This window comes from Parafrankia colletiae (assembly GCF_001854655.1).
Lineage (GTDB): Bacteria > Actinomycetota > Actinomycetes > Frankiales > Frankiaceae > Parafrankia > Parafrankia colletiae.
In genome coordinates, this window is the sequence record NZ_MBLM01000172.1 from 1 (window position 1) to 20,573 (window position 20,573).

General features: G+C 67.0%; 21 protein-coding genes and 3 pseudogenes. 7 read left to right on the forward strand and 17 right to left on the reverse strand.

Going from position 1 to position 20,573, the window contains the following annotated elements; translation table 11 throughout:
- Positions 1-187 (forward strand): annotated as a pseudogene (locus CC117_RS35590) (hypothetical protein); the annotation flags it as partial.
- Between the two features lie 64 nt (positions 188-251).
- Here the strand turns inward: CC117_RS35590 and CC117_RS32030 are convergent.
- The 7 genes and pseudogenes from CC117_RS32030 to CC117_RS32040 all read right to left on the reverse strand — a co-directional run bounded on the left by CC117_RS32030 (position 252) and on the right by CC117_RS32040 (position 4,590).
- On the reverse strand, positions 252-1,562 hold the full coding sequence (locus CC117_RS32030; protein WP_157905486.1) for an ABC transporter substrate-binding protein: 1,311 nt from the start codon (positions 1,560-1,562) through the stop codon (positions 252-254).
- A gap of 566 nt (positions 1,563-2,128) precedes the next feature.
- The gene (locus tag CC117_RS39885; protein ID WP_256385439.1) at positions 2,129-2,422 is read right to left on the reverse strand and encodes a class II aldolase/adducin family protein; all 294 of its coding nucleotides are present in this window, start codon (positions 2,420-2,422) and stop codon (positions 2,129-2,131) included.
- A pseudogene (locus CC117_RS39890) lies at positions 2,397-2,651 on the reverse strand (class II aldolase/adducin family protein); the annotation flags it as partial. The gene CC117_RS39885 and the pseudogene CC117_RS39890, both read right to left, overlap by 26 nt.
- Complete coding sequence (locus CC117_RS39610; protein ID WP_241830605.1) at positions 2,615-2,812, reverse strand: hypothetical protein; 198 nt, start codon at positions 2,810-2,812, stop codon at positions 2,615-2,617. The gene CC117_RS39610 and the pseudogene CC117_RS39890, both read right to left, overlap by 37 nt.
- A gap of 217 nt (positions 2,813-3,029) precedes the next feature.
- Positions 3,030-3,320: pseudogene (locus tag CC117_RS40780) on the reverse strand (IS3 family transposase); the annotation flags it as partial.
- Positions 3,317-3,610 carry a transposase gene (locus CC117_RS32035; protein WP_071091631.1) on the reverse strand — a complete coding sequence of 98 codons (294 nt, stop codon included), beginning with the start codon at positions 3,608-3,610 and terminating at the stop codon, positions 3,317-3,319. The gene CC117_RS32035 and the pseudogene CC117_RS40780, both read right to left, overlap by 4 nt.
- 62 nt (positions 3,611-3,672) lie before the next feature.
- Positions 3,673-4,590, reverse strand: coding sequence for an SDR family NAD(P)-dependent oxidoreductase (locus CC117_RS32040; protein WP_157905487.1), 918 nt, complete (start codon positions 4,588-4,590; stop codon positions 3,673-3,675).
- 187 nt (positions 4,591-4,777) lie between these two features.
- Here CC117_RS32040 and CC117_RS32045 point away from each other — a divergent pair, with 187 nt between their 5' ends.
- The 5 genes from CC117_RS32045 to CC117_RS32065 are packed head-to-tail and all read left to right on the forward strand — an operon-like array spanning position 4,778 to position 10,507.
- The gene (locus CC117_RS32045; RefSeq protein ID WP_157905488.1) at positions 4,778-6,460 is read left to right on the forward strand and encodes a class I adenylate-forming enzyme family protein; all 1,683 of its coding nucleotides are present in this window, start codon (positions 4,778-4,780) and stop codon (positions 6,458-6,460) included.
- Positions 6,457-6,921 carry a VOC family protein gene (locus tag CC117_RS32050; RefSeq protein ID WP_071091639.1) on the forward strand — a complete coding sequence of 155 codons (465 nt, stop codon included), beginning with the start codon at positions 6,457-6,459 and terminating at the stop codon, positions 6,919-6,921. The genes CC117_RS32045 and CC117_RS32050 overlap by 4 nt, the downstream gene beginning before the upstream one ends.
- Positions 6,922-6,958: 37 nt before the next feature.
- A complete protein-coding gene (locus tag CC117_RS32055) occupies positions 6,959-8,329 on the forward strand; it encodes an aromatic ring-hydroxylating oxygenase subunit alpha (RefSeq protein ID WP_131803171.1) in 1,371 nt (456 codons plus the stop codon).
- A gap of 52 nt (positions 8,330-8,381) precedes the next feature.
- Positions 8,382-9,377, forward strand: coding sequence for an acyl-CoA dehydrogenase family protein (locus tag CC117_RS32060; protein ID WP_084133098.1), 996 nt, complete (start codon positions 8,382-8,384; stop codon positions 9,375-9,377).
- Positions 9,377-10,507 carry an acyl-CoA dehydrogenase family protein gene (locus CC117_RS32065; protein ID WP_071091646.1) on the forward strand — a complete coding sequence of 377 codons (1,131 nt, stop codon included), beginning with the start codon at positions 9,377-9,379 and terminating at the stop codon, positions 10,505-10,507. The genes CC117_RS32060 and CC117_RS32065 overlap by 1 nt, the downstream gene beginning before the upstream one ends.
- A 79-nt stretch (positions 10,508-10,586) precedes the next feature.
- Here CC117_RS32065 and CC117_RS32070 read toward each other — a convergent pair whose 3' ends face one another.
- From CC117_RS32070 to CC117_RS32110, 9 genes are all read right to left on the reverse strand, one after another.
- Positions 10,587-11,039, reverse strand: a complete 453-nt coding sequence (locus tag CC117_RS32070) for a nuclear transport factor 2 family protein (RefSeq protein ID WP_071091649.1) — start codon at positions 11,037-11,039, stop codon at positions 10,587-10,589.
- Positions 11,040-11,055: 16 nt separating this feature from the next.
- Positions 11,056-11,469: a VOC family protein gene (locus tag CC117_RS32075; RefSeq protein WP_071091684.1), complete on the reverse strand. Its 414-nt coding sequence runs from the start codon at positions 11,467-11,469 to the stop codon at positions 11,056-11,058.
- Between the two features lie 135 nt (positions 11,470-11,604).
- On the reverse strand, positions 11,605-12,357 hold the full coding sequence (locus CC117_RS32080) for an SDR family oxidoreductase (protein ID WP_071091652.1): 753 nt from the start codon (positions 12,355-12,357) through the stop codon (positions 11,605-11,607).
- Entirely contained in the window at positions 12,354-13,658 is a 1,305-nt protein-coding gene (locus CC117_RS32085; RefSeq protein WP_071091655.1) for an amidohydrolase family protein, read from the reverse strand. The genes CC117_RS32080 and CC117_RS32085 overlap by 4 nt, the downstream gene beginning before the upstream one ends.
- Positions 13,659-14,633 (reverse strand): enoyl-CoA hydratase/isomerase family protein, encoded by a 975-nt coding sequence (locus CC117_RS32090; RefSeq protein ID WP_071091658.1) that lies wholly within the window; start codon positions 14,631-14,633, stop codon positions 13,659-13,661.
- Positions 14,634-14,675: 42 nt separating this feature from the next.
- Complete coding sequence (locus CC117_RS32095) at positions 14,676-16,358, reverse strand: class I adenylate-forming enzyme family protein (RefSeq protein WP_084133100.1); 1,683 nt, start codon at positions 16,356-16,358, stop codon at positions 14,676-14,678.
- Entirely contained in the window at positions 16,359-16,859 is a 501-nt protein-coding gene (locus tag CC117_RS32100; RefSeq protein ID WP_071091661.1) for a VOC family protein, read from the reverse strand.
- Positions 16,860-16,902: 43 nt separating this feature from the next.
- Positions 16,903-17,760 carry a phytanoyl-CoA dioxygenase family protein gene (locus CC117_RS32105; RefSeq protein WP_071091664.1) on the reverse strand — a complete coding sequence of 286 codons (858 nt, stop codon included), beginning with the start codon at positions 17,758-17,760 and terminating at the stop codon, positions 16,903-16,905.
- Between the two features lie 26 nt (positions 17,761-17,786).
- On the reverse strand, positions 17,787-19,118 hold the full coding sequence (locus CC117_RS32110; RefSeq protein ID WP_206744827.1) for an amidohydrolase family protein: 1,332 nt from the start codon (positions 19,116-19,118) through the stop codon (positions 17,787-17,789).
- A gap of 323 nt (positions 19,119-19,441) precedes the next feature.
- On the opposite strand from CC117_RS32110, the gene CC117_RS39895 reads away from it, so the two are divergent.
- Positions 19,442-20,071: an acyl-CoA-like ligand-binding transcription factor gene (locus CC117_RS39895; RefSeq protein WP_071091670.1), complete on the forward strand. Its 630-nt coding sequence runs from the start codon at positions 19,442-19,444 to the stop codon at positions 20,069-20,071.
- A 5-nt stretch (positions 20,072-20,076) separates the two neighbouring features.
- Here CC117_RS39895 and CC117_RS32120 read toward each other — a convergent pair whose 3' ends face one another.
- Positions 20,077-20,484, reverse strand: a complete 408-nt coding sequence (locus tag CC117_RS32120; protein ID WP_084133101.1) for a VOC family protein — start codon at positions 20,482-20,484, stop codon at positions 20,077-20,079.
- Positions 20,485-20,573 lie beyond the last annotated feature (89 nt).

Sequence of the window (20,573 nt, forward strand, 5' to 3'; positions counted from 1 at the left end):
CAAACGCACCGAGGGCAAACGGCACAACGCCACCCTGATCTGCCTCGCCCGCCGCCGCGTCGACGTCCTCTACGCCATGATCCGCGGCCGCAAGCCCTACCGCCGATCAATCCGAAACCCGCACCCGACCAGGCCCGCGCCGCTTGACAAGGCCATAGAGACATCCCTCGGGCTACCCGACCGTTGATCGGACACTCCCGATCACGGTAGTGACCGCGGCTGGCGACGGATTGATCTATCGCTGGTGCAGTTCAGTCCTCGATCGGACTGACGCCGAGCGCTTCGTATTCGGCAGGCTGGCCGTGGGCGTCGAGTGTGGTCACGAGACCGCCGCGCACGCAGGTCGCCGGCGAGTCGGGAACGGCATTACCGTTGCAGCGGAATCGCAAGCCCTCCACGCCAGGCAAGTCAAGCTCAGGCATCGCTTTGAGCGCGTCTATGATGGATTCCGAAGTAACCTCACCTACGATACCTTCCGTGCCTGTTTGGAAGGCGGAAACCGTTGTGAACATGCTAATTCCGAGCGTCTGACTCGTGTCGATGTCATCGCCGTAGGTCGCCACTACGGCGCCGTAAATCCGGGTCGACGAATTGTCGAGCCCGACCGGTGCCGAGGCGGATACGACCGTCCCTTCGAGCACGTTCTCTGGTACGGCCTCACGGGTCGCGTCGGTCAGGCACTGGGAAATGGCGCTAATCTCTCCCTCGTACCCGACGGCATGTAGTCCGTTCATCGCGCTTATGCAGAACGCATCATTCCCGATCATGAAGACCAGGTCGGCGCCCCCATCGATGACCGCCTGCATTTCCGGCGTCATGTCCGCTGTCCCAGGCGCGATCGCGACGAGTTCGAAATCGATGCCCGCCGCCTCGTACAACGGAGGAGCGACGTTTTGAACGAGGTTCAGTGCGGCGGGTACGTTGATGACGACCGAGCTGACCTTCGTGGCACCGCTCTGCTCCGCGAGTCGTAGCGGCAATGTAACCACGCCGAAGTTCGCGTCCGTCAGGACGAAGGTTGACTGCGTGTCGGCTAAGAGGTCGGCACCACTGGCCGCGAAGATCATGACGGGCACGCCCGCCGCGTGGAGCGGCTCCCAAACGCTCTCCGAGACCGCCGAGTTACCCAACAGCACGGCGACGACGTTCTCTTCGATCATCCGGTTCCCGCAGTCGGTGCCCCTGGCCGGGTCCGCCAGCGTCTCGCACTTCACTAACTCGATCGGCCGACCTGCGATCCCGGCCTTGTGCTCGTTCAGGTATGCGACGGTGGCGTCTGCGGCCGCAGGCTCGACGGAGGTGTCCGTGATCGCGCTTTCACCATCTGTTACCAGACCGATCCGTACCGGCTGGCCCTGCGCGGGCGCAGCCGGCCCGAGCAGCTCGGCCACGTCCGCGTCAATGCCAGATGGTGCCGTTTGACCGCCGTCGTCAGAGCCGCACGCAGTGACGGCGAGCGCTACCGTGACGACGCCCAATAAAGCTATCGAACGGATATTTTTGGTGAAACGCAAGGCCTGTGGGTGAACCGGGTGGTCGGTCTGCTGCCATTTTGGTGTCACGTTCTTCTCCAGTCTCGTCGATCGAACGGATGTTTGGCGAACGCGCAGGTGTCGCGCCGGGTATGGGTTCGTGGCTGCCTTCACGAGAACGGACTCTTCGACCGCGAGCTTCCGCTCATGCAGTAGGGAAGACGTGCGCGCACCTGCTCACATGCAGCCCTTCTCTTAAGGTTCAAGTCCAGCCGGCAATCCGCCGGCAGGTGCGAATTCGCCCGCGACACGCGCGACCCGCTGATAACAGAATTTCATTGAGGTGGGCGGGTGGAACGATTCGCCGATGGCCGATATTCACTCCGGGGATGGTCGAATACATTCGTACCGCTAAATGATCTGACCGTCATCTGTCACTGYGGCACCGACCTGTTGAGATTCTCATATCCGTGAACCGAAGCTGGATAGAATTTCGAGGGGAACCCGACCCGATCCATGTCAGCGGCATCCGATGGTCTCTATTCAAGAGGTCTGGTTGCTCGTCGATAATGATCTGGAGCGCTTCGAACGACCAGCGGTCCAGGGTCTCGGCCGCCGACCTGCCAGCCGGTGCGCTTCGTATCGTCGTCGAACAGCTACCGGAGCTTCCCGGCCGCCTGCGTGACAAGCTGAGTCTGGGCCACGCACGCAGCCGCGATGTACCAGTAGGCTGCCGATTCCACGGTCGTGCCCACGGTCAGCAGCCCGTGGTTGGCGAGGATTGCGAGCTTTTTCGTGCCGAGAGCGGTGGCGATGCGTCGGCTCTCGCCGGTACTGAAGACCCCACGCCCGTGAAGTGTCGAAGATCGCGTGGTTTTGGTGGAATGCGCACGCGTCCTGCGTGATCGAGTGTAGCGGCTCACCGAGCGCGGACAGGGCCTTCTTACCATAGAGGGAGTGAGCGTGCGCCGCGGCGACCACGTCCGGTCGGGCCGCGTGGACCTCCGAATCTATCGCGAACACTGCGGTGTTCAGCGGCGGCTGGCCCTCGACGATGTCGCCCTCAGCGTTGACCAGTAGCAGGCTCAAGACGGTGATCTGCCGAAAGTCTGCGCTGAACCGGTCCACCCAGAAGCGGTCGGTCAGGTCGGAGTCACGAGCGGTGGTGTGTCCGGTGATGCCCTCGCCGTAGCCGAGTTGGCCGAGATCCGGTACGCGCCGGCGAGCCGCTGCTTGCGGTGTAGGCGCTCCTGCTCGATGGCGCGCTCCGGCTCGTGGCGAGACCATGGGCCGGCGATCGCGGGCGGCGCTACCCGTACATCGAGCGGGATGCCCGTCATGGTGGAGGTACCTCCCGATGGTTATGGTGCTTTGTGGCTGGTGAGACGTCGACACAGTGCTCGCCGCGGCGAGCGTTGCTCTACTGGGAACCGTCCTACTAGGAGACATCCGCGGTCCAGACCCGATTCGGGCCGGGGCGGTGAAGTCGCGCCCGACCAGATCCGGTCGCGGGTGAGCGGCCCGGTCACGGCGGGTCAGACTGACCCGCCGACGGCGGTGACCCCCTTGCAGGCCAGCCTGTCTCATCAGCCGGGCGACGCGCTTGCGGCTGGTCCGCACACCCGTGGCGGCCAGGTCGGCGTGCACCCGCGGGGCGCTATATGTCTCCCGCGACGCGGCATGCACCACGGTGATCTTCGTGGTCAGGGTCTGGTCGGCGGCGCTCCGAGCGGACTGGCCGCTGCGGCGACGCCAGGCGTAGTAGCCCTCGCGTGACACACCGAGCACGCGAGCCAGGACGGAGACAGCGTGGTGTGTTCTCTCCGCATCGATGAGAGCGAACTTCATTTCTGATCGGTCTCCGCCGCGAAGAAAACTGTGGCCTTGCGGAGAATCTCGCGTTCCTCCCGGAGCTGCCGGTTCTCCTTCCGGAGCCGCTTCAACTCGTCGCGTTCCGCGGCGATCAGCTCATCGGCCCGCACGCCTTCCTCCTGTTCGGCCTGGCGGACCCACGTACGGATCGACGGCCCCGACGGGCCGTATTTTTTGGCCAGCGCCTTGGGTGATTGGCCAGCTCGAACAAGCTCCACCATCTGCCGGCGAAACTCTTCCGTGTACGGCGGTTGCGATCTCGGCACCTACGCTCCTCCCTGGGGCCATTATCCCAAAGAGCCCAGGTGTGAACGGGAACGGGCCAACTTCAGCCCGCGAAGGCGTCGAGTCCCGCGTCACGTGCGGAATCTTCGTCGACGACCTCCTTCCAGTGGCTGACTATTTCCTCCGCGGTCGCGAGGTCGTTGCGCGCCGTCCAGCCGGCGTTGCGGGTGATGCCGAACCGGCCGTACATGCCACCCCATGAGTACAGGACTTCGCCGGTAACGGGGCAGGTCGGGTGGGTGAGGACGGGGATGATGGGGCTGACCCGTTCCGGCTTGAGGGCCGCTGCCGCCTGCTCGTTGCGCACGAGATCAGCGCTCGAGTCGGCGTGGAAGGTGGCCGCCTCCACCATCGCGAGGTGCATACGCGTGCCGAGCGCACCTGGCGCGACGATGTTCGCCTTGATGTTGTGGGCGGCGCCTTCGAGGGCGATGGTGCGAGTTAAACCGAGGAGTCCGGACTTCGCGGCCGCGTAATTGGCCTGGGCATGCGATCCCAGCAGACCCGCGCTCGAGGTGATCGCAACGATCCGGCCACCGCCGCCGGCCTTCATCACCTTGAAGGCCGGATGGAAGACCCGCATGACGCCGCGCAGATTCACATCAATCACGTCGTCGAAGTCCTGGAGAGTCATCTCGTCGAACGGCTTGTCCCGCAGGATGRCGTGGTTGGCAACTACCCCGTCCAGCCGACCCCATTCGTCCATGGCCTGCTCGGTGAGGCTCGCGGCGCCCTCGGCCGTCGCGACTGACGTGGTGTTCGCGGCCGCCTCGCCGCCCGCGGCCCGGATCTCGGCGACGACGGCCTGCGCGAGACTGGGGTCATCGCCGCCGCCGAAGGGGTGGCCACCGAGGTCGTTAACCACTACCCGCGCTCCTCGCCGTGCGAGCTCGAGCGCGTGGCAACGGCCCATACCGCCGCCGGCACCGGTCACCACGATGACGTCACCGTCGAAGGTCAAACTGTTCACTCGTTCTCCTCCTCGCATCCCGCGGTGCACGGGCTTTGTCAGAGCCCGGCGATCGAACATCGTTACGCCGCGGAGACTAGACGATTACTGGCACCGAGTGCCAGTGGTGCACGGTTCTCAGTCCGCGCCACTGCCAGGACTATGGCACCGAGTGCCATCTCCGGCTAGAGTGTCAGGCGTGTCAGAGTCCGGAACACTCAGTGGCCCGCCGTCGCTGGAGGCGCCTGACGTCGGTGCGCTCACTCTGGGCCAGGTGCTCACCGAGCGGTCTGCGGCACTTCCCGATCATGAGGCTCTCGTCTTCGACGACCCACTTTCGGGCGATACGGTGCGCTGGACCTATCGCGATCTCCTCGATCAGGCGCGACGGGTCGCGAAGGCGCTCATCGCGTCCGGCACCAGCAAGGGCACGCATGTCGGGATTCTCATGGGAAACCGCCCCGAAGCCGTGGCCTCGCTGTTCGGGGCAGCGCTTGCCGGAGCAGTCGCTGTGCCCCTCTCGACCTTCTCACCCGGGCCTGAGCTGTCCTATCTGATGGCTCACTCCGACGTGGGCGTGCTGCTCACGCAGACATCAATGGGGCGCCGCCGGTTTGCCGTCGACCTCGTCGAACTCTGCCCAGCCGCGTCAGGCGCGGGGCCGATCGCGGATCCCTCCTACCCGTTCCTCCGACACGCCGTGGCGTTAGGGCCCGGGACGGAGTCCGCGGGCCTCCAGGGCTGGGACAGCTTCCTCGATCGCGCAGGCTCGGTGAGCGACGCGCTGCTCGACGCGGTCGGGGCCCAGGTCGACCCTTCCGATGCCGCGACCATCATCTACAGTTCCGGGACGACTGACCGCCCCAAAGGGGTCCTCCACGCGCATCAGGCGGTCGCGCTGCAATGGTGGTTGCAAGCCAGGCTCTTCGGGCGGAACTCGGCTACGCGGGTCTGGAGCCCTCTCCCGCTGTTCTGGACCGCGGGCCTCAATGCCGCGATGGGGGCGACGATAGCCGTGGGCGGAACGTGGGTCATGYAGGAGCGCTTCGAATCGGGCCAGGCGTTGCGGCTCCTCGAACGAGAACGGGTGACCGAGCCGCACGCCTTCGCCCATCAGGCGCGGGCGCTCGTTGAGGATCCCCGCTGGCCGGATACCGATCTCTCGTCATGTACCAGAGTCTATGGCAAGTCGGTGTTCACCCGGCACCCCACGGTCAGCGGTGACGTGACCTGGAACATGCCTGTCGGCTACGGCATGTCGGAGACCTCGTCATTCTTTACTGGTTTTCCGAGCGATACACCCCGGGAGCTGCTGCGGGGCGGCTCCTATGGCCGCGTGCTTCCGGGAAGCCAGTTGCGGGTGATCGATTCCGAGACTGGGCGGCTTCTCGGCGCTAGGGAACAGGGCGAGTTCATCGTCCGTGGACCTACCCTGATGGAACGATACGTGAAGCGAACACGCTCGCAGTGCTTCGATCTTGACGGCTTCTTTCACACCGGAGATCTGGGCTTCTACGACGAGGACGGGAATGTCTATTTTTCAGGTCGCCGCACAGAGATGATCAAAACAGGTGGCGCGAACGTCTCCCCCGCGGAGATCGAACTGCAACTCCACGCCTTCGAACCCGTCAGACTCGCACGCGTGATCGGCATCCAGGACGACCGCGTAGACCAGATAGTAGTTCTCTGCGTCGAGCTGAAGGAGGGATCGGCCGCCACGGAAGTGGAGATCATCTCGTTTCTGCGCGAGCGGTTGGCGAGCTACAAGGTGCCCAAGAAGGTACTTTTCTTTGCCGACGGAGAGATTCCGCTTAATCACAGTGGAACCAAGGTGCAGGATGCGCAGCTCCTTCTTATTGTGAAGGGTCGGCTGAACCTGTGAAATCCACCGTTCCTAACATCCTGCAGCCTGCGGATCTTTTTCACACTGGCATCGTCGTCGATGACCTCGTCGTCGCCAGGAAGGAACTCGGCTCCGTGCTCGGCGTGACCTGGTATGAGGGCGGTGCCACCGTGCGACTGCGCACCCAGGAGGGTACGCGCTCGGTCTCGACCGCCTATGTCCTGTCTCGTGAGGGCACGCACCACGTCGAACTTGTCCAGTCCATCGAGGGAACGCTGTGGGCGACCGCGGCTCCGGGGCATGCCCATCACCTTGGTTACTGGGTCGACGATCTGGCTGCCGCGACCGAGGCTCTGGAAGCACTCGGGTGGACGTTCTCGGCGTCGATCGCGACCAGAGACGACCGGCCGGCGATGTGCACCTATCTGCGTGCGCGCGGCGGGCTGTATGTGGAGATCGTCGACCGAGGCCTGCTGCCTGTGCTGCTCCCGCCGGCGTGACGATCTCGGGTCCTAATCAGGTGAAGGAGGAACGAACGTGACCACATCAGACGCGCCATCCCAGGAACTCGTGCCCGATGGGATCGCCCGCGGCCAGCACTTCTACCAGCGGTTACTGGATGAGGAGACGCGCCTGGTGCCGGAGAGCCTGCGCGCGGTCTCGGCTGGTTACACGGAGCCGGGAGGCATCGCGCCGTCACGCTACTTCGGCCCGGAGTTCCATCGGCGTGAGGTCGAGAAGGTCTGGGGCCGGGTGTGGCAGATGGCCTGTCGGGAGGAGCAGATCCCCGAGGTCGGGGACTCGATCGTCTACGACATCGCCGACTGGTCCCTCATCGTTCTGCGGGCGGCGCCGGGTGACATCAGGGCGTATCACAACTCCTGCCTGCACCGAGGCACTCAGCTGCGCCCGAAGGGCGGTCCCCTGAGTAACATTCGGTGCCCCTTCCACGGATTCACCTGGAATCTCGATGGGACGCTCAGCGAGATTCCCTCTGCGTGGGACTTCCCTCATATCGACCGGGACAGCTTCTGCCTGCCTCAGGCCAGGGTCGCGACGTGGGGGGGGTTCGTGTTCGTGAACATCGACCGTGACGCGCCGCCGCTTGAGGAGTATCTCGAGACCCTCCCCTGGCACTTCGAGCAGTGGCCGCTGGAGGACCGCTTCCTCAAGGCTCACATCGTGCGTGTCATGCCCTGCAACTGGAAGGTGGCCCTGGAGGCTTTCATCGAGGCATACCACACCATGGCGACGCACCCGCAGCTGCTTCCCACCGCCGCGGACTCGCTGAGCGAGTACGACGTGTACGGGCAACACGTGAGCCGGATGATCACTGCTGTCGGGGTGAGTAGCGACCATCTTGAGGAGCCGCCCGACGATGTCGCCATCGTGCGCCGAATGCTGRGATCGCGCGACGCCGAGGTCACCATCGAACCGGGCGCGAACGCGAGGAGCACCCTTGCTGCGCGTGTGCGAAAGTCGCTGGCCGCACGCACCGGGCGCGACTATTCGGCCGTGAGTGACGCGGAGCTCCTCGACGGTATCGAGTACCTTCTCTTTCCGAACTTCATGCCCTGGGCAGGCCTGCTCACCTCGTTCGCCTACCGATTCCGCCCCAACGGCAACGATCCCGAATCCTGTGTGATCGATATTATGGTCCTGGAACCGCTGCCCGAGGACGGCATCCGGCCGAGCCCCGCACCGACCCGCGTTCTGCGCGATGACGAAAGCTGGACCAGCGTCCCTGAACTGGGGGTGTTCGGTCGCGTTTTCAACCAGGACGGCGTCACGATGGGGCGCATCCAGCGTGGGCTGCGCGCCTCAGTCGCCGCCAGAACCACCCTGGCGCTCTACCAGGAAAGCCGGATACGGCACTTCCACGCCACGCTCGACACGTACCTCACGTGACCGCGGGCTACCCACAGCCCAAGCGGCGCGAGTCCGCGGCTGACGGCTTCTGATGGACGTTCGATACACCGATGAGCAGCGGGCACTACACCAGGCCGCCCGCCAAGTGATCGACCGGCTCGGCTTGCGAGCGGTTGCCGATCTCGCCGACGAGAAGAGGGCGGCCGCGCTCGACGAGGCCGTCGAGATCTCGGGATGGCGGGAGTTACGCGCACCCGACGAGAGCGGCGACCCCAGCGCCTCGGGGATCGAGGTGGCCATCGTCGCCGAGGAGCTCGGACGCGGGCTCGCGGACGTGCCGTTCCTCGGGCCGACGCTGGCTATGGAGCTTCGGCGTCTCGCGCGAGCTCCGCAGGCCGTTGTCCGCGAGACAGTCGGGCTCCGCCGCAACTTCGCTGCCCTGGCGGCGCCGGGTGAGTCGGCGCTCGCGATCGACTCCTGCGGCGCCGAGGCGGCCTTGCTCCTCGCCGCGGACGGCACCCTCGTCTCCATGGGGCTGTACGGGCAACCAGGCTCGATCGACCTCACCCGGCCGACGGCACTGATCCCGAACGCGGAGCCGGTGACAGTCGGGTCACTGAGGGAAGCCGACCATCAACGCTGGACCGCCCTCGCTCTCACGATCACCACGGCCGACCTCGTCGGCTCGATGAGGGGTGCGCTGGATCTCGCTGTGACCTACGCCGGGCAGCGTGTCCAGTACGGGAAGCGGATCGGCTCCTTCCAGGCGGTGGCGCACCTGCTCGCCGACGCTCTCGTCCAGATCGAGGGTGCGCGGGCGGCGCTGCTGTACGCGGCGTGGGGAGTCGATGCGCTCGCCCCGCCGGACGCCCTCGCGGCCGCCGCCTCCGCCAAGGCCTACGCCGCGCGCGGGGCACGGCTGGTCTGCGAGAGCTGCGTCCAGGTGCACGGCGGCGTCGGGAACACCTGGGAGTGCCTCGCGCATGTGTACCTGCGCCGGGCCCTGCTCGCGACCGATGTCCTCGGTGGCGTCGGTCCCAACCTGGCACGCGTGCTCGAGCATGCCGGCCTGGGAGGTCGTCTCTGATGGACTTCGCCGACTCGCCCGAGGAGGCCCGGTTCCGCGAGCGGCTGCGGGCCTGGCTCGCCGAGAACAACCCACATCTGCCCGCGTCGTCCACCTCGGACGAGTACTGGGAGAAACAGCCCGCATGGCACCGGTCCCTGTACCAAGCCGGTTTCTTCGGCCTGTCCTGGTCGGCCCGCTACGGGGGCCACGACAGGCCGACCGTCTATGACGTGATCGTCGACGAGGAACTCGCGGCCGCCCACGCGCCGCCGCGCCCCAACCTCGGCTACCTCGTCCAGGCGCTCCTCGCGCACGCGGACGACGACATCAAGGAGCGGTTCCTGCCCGACCTCATCAGCGGGCAGGCTCGCTGGTGCCAGGGGTTCAGCGAACCGGACGCGGGCTCCGACCTCGCGTCCCTGCGCACCCGGGCCGTTCGCGACGGTGACCAGTTCATTGTGTCCGGCCACAAGGTCTGGACGAGCTACTCGGACGTGGCCGACTGGTGCCTGCTGCTGGCCCGCACCGATCCGGACACCCGCGGCCACCAAGGCCTGTCCGCCTTCGCGATCCCCATGGACCAGGCAGGCATCACCCAGCGGCCACTGAAGATGATCAGCGGCGTGGCAAGAGAGTTCGGGGAGGTCACGTTCGACGCCGCGGTCGTCCCGGTGGCCAACATGATTGGCACGCCCGGCGACGGATGGGCCGTCGCGATGACCATCCTGGCGCACGAACGCGAGCCGCAGGAACTGGGCAACGCCAGCCGCTACCGCAAGACCGTGGCGCAGCTGCGGAAGCTCATGCGAGATCACCCCGACAGCTATGACGCGGAACAGTTCCGGGAGCTCGCGTGGGCGATCGTCGAGTCCGACATGCTCCAGCACCTGGTCAGGCGGCGACTGTCCGAGCGCCTCGACGGCCTGGCGCACGGCGCTGACGGCTCCATCGACAAGCTCCTCATGACCCGGGTCGAGCAGACTGTGGGGCACGCGGCCGTCGACATCGCCAAGGGAACCCACGACGAACTCGGCGCCAGCATGCTCGCGACCTACCTGTACAGCAGAGCTCAAAGCGTCATGGGGGGAACGGCCCAGATCCAGAAGAACATCGTCGCCCACCGCGTCCTGGGCCTGCCGAAGTCCTGATCACCCCGTCGAGCCCCGCTGCCGGCCCGAGCACCAGGCTCGGCAGCGGAGTCCGACGAGTGGACCGACGGCCCGCCGGTCAGTCCGGGCCGGCCGCGTCCGGGGCGGACGTTCCCGTCGTCGTGGGGGCTGGCCGGGTCGGGTCGTGGGGCATGCCCGAGTCGGCCCCGCCGTGGCGACGGAGAAACGTCATCTTCCGGGTGACGAGCCGCCAGCCTGCCTCGGTCCGGCGGTAGGTGTCGCTGTACCAGCCCATCCGCATCCGGTGGTTGGTCTGGTCGATGAACAGCAGGGGTACCTCGCCCGTTCCGGTGTCACCGTCGAGGTCGAGGACGGGTGCTCCGGTGAGGAAGAGGCCCTTCGGCGCGGCCTCGACCAGCCGCGGCCAGTCCGCGAGCCCGTAGGTGTCACCGAACGCGGAGTAGGAGCCGTCGGGCGTGAAGACGTGCTCCATGATGTGGTGCACGTCGCCCTGGGACATCTTGAGCGCGTACACGGCGCAGAGGTGGATCAGCTCAGCAGCGTCGTCCATGGGCGGTATCACGGAATCAACCAACGGCCTTGGCGCGGCGCTCGAAGTCGTCCCGGTCGGCCTGGGGACGCAGCTCGTTCAGCGCGAACACCACGCAGAACTCCACCCCGGCCGGGTCCCGCATGATCATCCAGCGCCCCGGGTGGTTCGCCCAGCTCTCGTCGACGACCGTCGCTCCGCAGGCGACGAGACGCCTGACCTCAGCCTCAAGATCGTCGGTGTGGATGTCGAAGTGGACGCCGGCCGAGCCGGTGCCGACATCCTGCACGACGATCCGGTTCGGTCGGGCCGCGTCCTCGAGGATGTGGTAGGCGGGAAGCCTGGTGGCTTTCGCCTCCGCGCCCAACGCCGCGGCCCAGAAGGCCACCGTTCGGTCCCGGACCTCCGCGGGGGCGTCGATGACGAAGGTGCTTAACAGGTTGCGATGCATCGCGGTCCTCTCGTGCTCATCCACTGCCGTCGGCCCTCCGGCGGCGACGTCCCTGCGACAAGGCCACCGCGCGTCATGACGCCCGATGGCACCGATCGGGTGCACGGCCTCGGTCCTGGGCGGCGTCGTGGCAGGTCAGGCACCCGCCCCTCCGTCCACGGAGATGGCCTGACCGGTCAGGTACGCCGGCGCGTCGGCGCACAGCCAGACCGCGGTGTCGGCGATCTCCCGCGCGTCGGCGACCCGGCCCGAGGGGTTGGCCAGCACCAAGCGCTGGATCGTCTCCTCGGACATCGCCGCCCGGAACATCGGCGTGTCGACCGTCCCCGGGCACAGGGCGTTCACCCGCACGCCGTGCGGGGCGTACTCCCGGGCCGCCACCCGGGTGAGCCCTACGACGCCGTGCTTGGCGGCGGTGTAGGCGGAGACCGTCGGAGCCGCCCGGATCCCGGCGACCGACGCGCAGTTCACGATCGCCCCGCCACCTGACGCGACCAGCGCGGGCAGCTCGTGGCGCAGGCAGGACCAGATTCCGGTCAGATCGACCGCGATGACGCGGTTCCAGTTCTCCAGGCTTGACTCGGCGAGGAGCCGGCCCTGCTCGCCGTCGATGCCCGCGGCGTTGAATGCCGCGTCGAGCCGGCCATAGGCGGCGACGGTGGCCGCGACGGCGCGGCGCACGCTGTCGTCCTGGGTGACGTCACAGCTGACGTAGACGCAGGGTCCCAGCGCGCTGAGCTCGTCGCGGGCCTCCTGCCCCGCCCGATCGTTCAGGTCGGCGAGCGCGGTGGCGAACCCGCGGCGCAGGAATGCCTCGGCCGCCGCCCGGCCGATGCCCGAAGCGGCGCCGGTGACGAAGGCGACCTTCGTCGGTGTGGCCCCGGTCATCGCAGTGCCCCCTCCCGTCCCGGTGCCGCCGGAGCCTTCGCGCCCGCGGGCAACCGGTCTATGACCAGGGAGCCGTCCTGGATCACGGCCCTCAGCGTCTCCTCGGGCCGGGCGAGCAGCGCCGGATCCGTGGTCGGGTCACCGTCAACCACGATCAGGTCGGCGAGCGCGCCGGGCGCGATGACGCCGACTCTCGCGGGCGGGTCGACCAGAAGCCGCCCGGCGTTGCCGGTCCCCCAGGTGAGCACCTCGGCCGGCGAGAGGCCGTCGATCGCCGAGTAGAAGGCGAACTCCCGGCCGTAGTTGCCGACCTGGTGGTCGAGCGGATCGTCCTTGATCATCGTGCGGAACACGCCGCTGTAGTCGTCCCCCACCAGGATCGGCACGCCGGCCTGCTGGGCCACCGGAAGCATCTGGCGGACATGCTCGTAGATCGCGGGTGTCACCCCGAACCGTTCCGCGTAGCCGATCTCCAGCAGGCTCCACAGGTAGACGAGGCTGGGCACCCAGAAAGTGCCGGCCTCGGCCATTCGGTCGACGCACTCCCGGTCGATCTCGTCGCCGTGGTCGATGATGTCGACGCCGAGGTCGAGGCATTCCATGATCATTGGCTTGTCGGCCACATGCGCGCGGACCTTCGCGCCGCGCTCATGCGCGGTGCGCACGATGGCGGCGAGTTCATCCCGCGAGATGTTCCGCGAGGTGGCGCTGGGTATGCCGTGCCCGGCGCCGGCGAAGACCTTGATGGTCTGCACGCCACGGCCGATCTCCTGCCGGACCATCCTGCGCATCTCATCAGGGCCGTCGCCGGCCAGGTCGATGCCGGGCGTCTCGTAGCGTTTCCACCAGCGGCTGCGGTTGTTCATGTCGCCGGTGGTGCCGACGTGATGCCCACAGGCGCGGATGCGCGGCCCCGGGATGATGTCCTCGGCGATGGCCATCTTGAGCTGTGCGTCGATGTCGTGGGCACAGCCGGCGCCCGCGTAGCCGGTGAAGCCGCTCTCCAGCAGCACCCGGCAGGTGCGGACACCGATCGCCATCATGACGCCGGGCGGCAGCTCCTTGCCGGGCTTCTCGCCCGCGAAGATGTCGAACTTGTAGAAGTCCGGGTGCAGGTGTGAGGTGATCAGGCCGGGCAGGACGGTCAGGCCGCCTAGGTCGACGACGTCGCCGCGGGCGAGACCATCGATGCCGGAATCACCGCTGACGGCACTGATGAGGTTGTCCTCCACCACCACCGAGCCCCTGCCGGGGAGCATGGTGTGCCCGTCGAAGACGCGAGCGTTCGTCAGGACGACCATTCACGCCTCCGGAGCGCCGCGGCGGCCACGCTGACTGAGGCGCCACTCGGGCGGGAAACGCTCGTCGTTGTCGCGAACGGAGTTCGTCAGCCCGCGGTCCAGCGTCTCGCGGTTGATCTCGAGCCCGTCGCCGTCGGGCCGCAGCAGCCGGCCGGTCGACTCCAGCAGCCCCGACAGGATGCTGCCCATGTACTCGCCCTGCGCCTGCTTGAAGATCTCGAAGAACGTCTTCTGGACGAACACCGTGTCGGTCGGCCGCGAGCGCGAGCAGGCGAGCGCGTACTTCGCGGTCATCGCCTCAAGTTCGTCGAACGGCACGACGGCGTTGACGAAGTCGCAGTCGTACATCTCCCTGGCGGTGAACGGCCGGCCGGTGAAGACCATCTCCATGAACTTGCGGATACCCATCATCGAGCACCACTGCCACTGCCGGGCCGCGAAACCGGCGTAGCGGAATGCGGCATGGCCGAACAGGGCGTTGTCGGCGGAAATGACGATGTCGGCGTCGGCCGCCTGGTAGAAATGCCAGCCGTAGCAGTAGCCGCGGACCTCCAGAATACTGATCTTCTTGAAGTCCTGAAGACTGCGCATCCCGGCACTCGGGTCCGTGTAGAACTGCACGTTCGACGCGCCGTAGCGGTAGGTGCCCGTCCGCGGGTACTCGACGTCGGCGTCCTCGGGGATTCGCACGATGTGTTTCATCGTGGTGTCGCCGCGGCCGGCCATGATGTCCATCAACTCGGGCAAGTCGGCACCGCTGCCCAGGTTCGGCCCGTTCGCCCGGATCACCAGAACCTTCACCTGGTCGTCGATGCCAGCCTGCCGGACAAGATCGGCGTAGCGGTGCTGGGCGTCGATCGTCATGGCGTTGAGCTCGTCGGCACGGTCGAGCGTGATCGTGGCGATACGCGTTTCCGGATCCTTCTCGTACAGCACGATCTCCTCGGCGGACGGGCGCCCCGATGCGTCTGCCATGTGCTCGCTCCTGTGACTCGTGGGAACTCGGATCGGTGATGGTCAGTGGACCGGCGCTGCCCCTCGGCCCACATCGCGCGGCTCCGCGATCCACGCCGCGAAGAGTTCCTTGAGCTCGACCAGCCGCACCTTCCCCGTCTCGGTACGGGGCACGTCGTCGTGCGCGATGAGCACGACCCGCCGCGGGATCTTGAAGCTCGACAGCCGCTCACGCAGCGCGACCCGCAGGCCCTCGGCCGTCGGGCTCGTGCCCTGCGCGGGGACCACGGCGGCGACGACGATCTCGCCCAGCTCCGGGTCCGGAAGGCCCGCGACCAAAGCCAGGTCCACCTCGGGCAGCGCGTTCAGCGCCGCCTCCACCTCCAGGCGTGACACGTTGGCCGAGCTCGTCTTGATCATGTCTCTGGTGCGGCCGACGTAGTAGGCGTAGCCGTCCGCGTCTATGCGCACGAGATCCCGGGTCGGGTAGAAGCCGTCGGGCGTGAAGACCGCCCGACGGTCCACCTTGTAGAGCCCGGTCATCAACGCGCCGCCGCGAAGCTGCAGCTCGCCCACCTCGCCGGGGGCTACCTCCACCCCGGTCTCCGGATCGACGACCCGCCGCTCGATCCCGTTCACCCCACGGCCGGAGGAACCAGCTTTGCCGTCAGGCATTCGGCAGTTGATGGGCTCGGCGCTGTGCATGGAGAAGCTTTCGGACATCCCGAGCAGGTTGGCGCGCAGGCCCGGGGGAATCAGCTCGCCGTCCGCCCGGCGCGGTGGCGCGCCCAGGCCGCGGATCGCGTCGACGTCGATGCCGCGGGCGATCGCGGCCGCTCTCAGCTTCGCCAGCACGTGCCAGACGACAACGTAGGTGACGCGGTACCGCTCGATCATCTCGACGGCGTCCGTGATGTCGGGTGAACGCGGGTAGATCAGCGTCCCGCCGGTGCTCAGTACCTCCAGCGCGGCCGCGATGCCACCCATCCAGAAGGCGGGGAGCAGGCACAGAGTGCGGTCCGTCTCCGTCAGCAGGAAGTACCGCGCCAAGGCCCGCGGCTGGTGCGCCACCGACCACTGCCCGTGCACCACGGCCTTGGGAGTCGCGGTGCTACCGGACGTGTAGACGACGAACGCGTCGTCGGCCGGCGACACCGTCCCCTCCACCGCCGCGAGCAGGTCATCGTCCGGAGCCGTGGGCGAGGCGGCGCGGGCGAGCAGCTCGCTGACCGGCCGCGCCCACGCGAGTCCGTCGGCGTCGTCCAGCCACACCGAGCGCAGGTGTGGGGCCGCAGGCAGCCGCAGCTCTCCGGCGGTGCCACGCTCAAGCGCCGGGAGCGCCGCGACCAGGTTCTCCGCGAACTCACGGCGGAGGAAACGACGAGCGCCGATCAGGATCTGCGCGTCACTGGTCCGGAGGATGTGGGCCAGCTCTGGTGGTGTCGTCAGAGTGCTGATCGGCGTGATGACGGCGCCGATTCGCAACGCCGCGTAGAAGGTGGTCAGCCACAGAGCGCTGTCGGGCGCGAGCAGCGCGACCCGCGTCCCTTTGCCGACGCCGCTGGCGAGCAGCGCCCGTGCCATGTCGGCGGAGCGGCGCTCCAACGCGCGATAGGTGAGAACGTCGGCATCGTGGATGAGCGCGGGGTGCTCGCCGCGGCGTGTGACGATCTCGGCGAGTAGCGCCGGAAACGTCGCCGCTTCCGACGCGGGACGCTCGGGCGCCGCGGGATCCTGGGAAGCCACTCAGTCCAGCCCCACGATCGGGTTGGATCCATCCCACGCACGGGCAGCGGCGCGCATGTGCGCGAACCAGGCGTCGCGCGTCTGGCTCGGCTCCAACAGTTCGACCATGAACCCAAGGCTTGGGGTGGTGTCGATCCAGCAGGTGCGGCTCGTGCCAGCCACCCCTTCGAACGCCAGCTCGGCACCGGTCGCGAGATAGGCGTCCCGTTCGGCCTCGTAGTCGGCGCACGTTACCGCCATATGGTGCAGGCCGGACTCGCCACCGCGGAACATGTCCCGGAAAACACCGGGGTGGTCGTCGTCCTGGCAGACAAGCTCGATCTGCAGGTCGCCAGCGTAGGCGATCGCGGCGCTGACCGGCGGGAACGCGGCGGCCTTTCCGCGGTGTCGCCCGTCGGTGAACGCCACGCCGTCGAACCAGAAGAAGGGGCCGACCCCGGCGGAGCCGGTCCACGCCGTGATGGCCGCGCGAAGGTCTGGAACCATCCAGCACACCTGCATGAAGGTTCGGCCCAGTAAGGAGGGGGGGATCACCGTATTCCCTTCAGCTGATAACCGGGAAACGCTCGCCGCCGAACCGCTGCCAGGGCGTCATAGCGCTCGAGTCGAAGTTCGGGCAGGGTGAGCCGTTCCAGCAGGCATCGGCCGGCTGGGTCACGAGGATGTAGGCCCATCGCGGCCGATCGGTCAGGTTCGGCCCGCCGCCGTGGATCGTCAGGTGGGTGTGCACGGTGACATCGCCGAGCTCATAGGTCATGCGCTCGGACATCTCAAGCTCGCGCAGCTCGGGGAACACATCGAGGGCGTCACCACCGTCGTAGCAGGTGTAGTCGCCAAGCACGCCGGCACGATGGGAGCCGTTGACGAACGACATCGTTCCCGCGTCCGGCCCGCAGGGTTGCAGGGCGATCCAGAAGGTCATCCCTCCGGACCGGTCAGCGGCGAAGGTGATGAAGTCCTGGTGATAGGCGGTCGCGCCGTTCCCGCCGTGCCGGGACTGCCGGGCCGAGGGCAGCTTGGGCACGAAGAAGTCCGAGTAGTAGCGGACATCCACCCCGGCGCCGTCCGCGCTGGCCCGCCGCTGAAGGAGCTTCGCGCTCCTGCCGATCTCGTGGATAAGCGGGCGCAGGACGGGGTCCGAGATACCGGAGCTGCGCTGGGCGTTGAAGTAGGTGAGGCCGGGCTTCCCCTCGGCCACGGCGGCCTCCAGGACGGGAGAGATGGGGTTGCTGTCAGCGTCCTCTCCCATCGTCTCGCGGGCGAGGTCGAGCATCGACCGCACATAGTCCGGGTCGATAAAGCCGGTCAGCTTCACCCAACCGAACTCGCGGAGGTGCTCGACCTCCTCGTCCGTCACCGGTCGGCATTGTGTCGGCGATGAATCCGTCAGCTTGGCGGTCATCTCACTCTCCTCAGCGTGGAATGCGGTCAGGCGAAGATTCCCGGGCCGTTGCGGAACGCGTACAGGCCGACCGCCTCGTCCGCGGGGGGAGTGAAAGGGGTGGCGATCTCCTCCGGGGTGGGACCGATCCTGTCCGCGACTTCTCGGAGCCTGGCGGCGTCGAGCCCATAGACGTCGATCGCCGTCTCGCCGAGGTAGCGCCTGACGTGATGCGGGGCGATGTCCCAGAACGTCGAGCGCATCGATTCCCGGGTGTGCGGCCAGGTGCCTTCGGCATGCGGGTAGTCGTCGCCCCACATCGCGTTCGCCACAAGATCGTTCTCGACGCCGAACTTCGCTTCCCAGTTCGCCATGAAACTCGCCCCGAGGAAACAGTTGCGGCGAACGTACGTCGACGGCTTCTCGGGCAGGCTCGCCCGCAACGCCGATCCGCCGGGACCCGAGTAGAGGCCGTCCATGTCCGCCATGACCTGCGGCGCCCAGTCCATCCACTGCTCGGTCATCACGAGCTTCAGCGTGGGGTACCGTGCGAAGACGCCGGCGAGGACCATCACCCACACCCCGCGGCGGGTACGCCAGGTCGTCTCCATCATGTACATCGACTGGGCGCCCGGGCCCTTGTAGGGGTAGTGCTCCCCGCCACCGCCATGGGTGTTGAGGGAGAGCCCCGTCTCCGCGCACACCGCCCAGAGCGGCTCCCACACGGGATCGTTGAGCATCGGCAGGTCGCTGCGAGGGGCTGGCAGGTTCACGCCCTTCAGGCCTGCCGCCGCCGCCCACTCGACCTCGCGCACGCAGGCCTCGGGATCGGAGATCGGGATATGGGCGATGCCGGCATGGCGTTCCGGAGCCTCGGAGACGAAGTCCGCCAGCCAGCGGTTGTAGATCCGGACACCGGCGGGCTCAAGGTGGTTGTAGGTCGAGTCCCCCCACGAGATCAGGCCGGTGGTCGAGAACGGGATGGACTGGCCGTTGAGACCCCCGTGATAGATCACGGCCGCGGCCACGCCCGCCCGGTCCATGTCGGCGATGCGCGCCGCATGGTCCTGCAGGCCGGGGACCAGGCTTGCCTCGTAGCTGCGCTGGAGGAAACGGTGGTCGACCTGATCGGCGTTGYGGATACCCGCGACTCTGYCGAACTCGGCGGCCTGCTCCTTGCCYAGCTCCGCGTGGGACCGACCGATAGACCAGGTCTCGTCCTCACCCGGTTTCGTGGCCTCCGACGACCGCCACGCGAGCAGGCCGTGACTCTCCATCTCCCGGACGAAGCGATCGAAGTCGTCGAGATATCGCGCCTCGCAGTAGTCCCGTAACTGGTTGGCGACCGATGGCCCGACGTGGCTGTCGATCGATACCACGACGTAGCGCTCACTCCGATCGGATGCAACCTGCGCCATGACGCCCCTTCCGTCCAATTGCGAGCACTGTAACCTGAGATGACACCCAGTGCCACCACGATGACGCCTCGCACCCTCGCGGCGACCCAAGGTTGCTGTAAGGCAGCGTAGCTGACCATGGCACTCGGTGCCATCCCTATTCTGGATACGCCGCACACAGGAAGGTGAACACACCAGCAGCCGAGGACCGCAACATCGCGCAAGGATGCGAATGGCCCTGCTCACGGACCGCCCCGCTCATACGGCGAGGAGCCGAGCCGTGACGCTCGAGACGGAAGGCCACTGTGACCAACGCACTGCAACAGACCTCAACCGAGGCCATCGAGAAGGCCGCCCTAGAACTCATCGCCACGCGCGGATTCCAGGAAGTCACCGTCGAGGAGATCGCTAAGGCCGCCGGCGTCTCTCGGCGAACATTCTTCCGGTACTTCGCGTCGAAAAACGACATCCTGTTCGCGAACTTCGCCGAGCTTCTGAAGGAACTCGATGACTGGTTCGCGGCGGTACCGAACGATCGACCCATGTTTGACGCGATCGCCGAGGGCATGATGCGCTTCAACCGCGCGACCACCGACGGCCCTGTCGCCCATCGACAGCGCATGGAACTGATCTTGTTCACGCCCGCGCTCAAAGCCAATGCCTCGCTCCGAAACGCCGAATGGCTGGCGGTAATCGCCCGGTTCGCGGCACGCCGCCTCGGCGCACCGGAGGACGCGTTGGGACCACAGCTCATCGGCCACATTTCGCTGGGCGCCGCGAACGCCGCCTACGAACGCTGGCTTGGCGACGCCTCGTCCGACCTTGGCGAACTCGTGCGCCGCGCATTCCGCATGGCACGCACACTCAGCGAGCTGGACACAGCGACAACACAGTCCAGCTGGCGCCAGGCCTGGCAGCCAGCGACGGGCGACTAGCGCCATCACTGCCCAGGTACTGTGCGGACCTCGCTAGGGGCAGCATCGTTGCTCATGTCCGGCGGGAGAAGATACAAGCAGAACTCGTTGCCTTCCGGATCGGCCATACACCGCCAGGAGAACACCTCGAGGTCGTGCGTCTTTCCCGGCTCGATCCACGTCCCGCCAAGCGCAAGAACTCGCTCCGTCTCGGCCTYGAGGTCATCGACGACGATGTCGAAGTGCGCCCGGTTCTTACCCACCTTAGGCTCCGGAACCCGCTGCAGGACGATCATTAGGCCCTCACGGTTCGGCGTCATGGCGTGATAACGCCCCTCGTCGTAGGTCAGTAGCGTCTCGACCCCTTGAAGCACGCGATAGAACTCGGCGAGACGCTCCGGCTCTTGACTGTCGAGAACGATGTATGCAGGCACCTGGATTCCTCTCTGATCTCTGGACAACCATGGCACCGCGTGCCATGGTTGTCCAGAGATCAGAGCGCCCCCTCACCCGACCGGAGCCG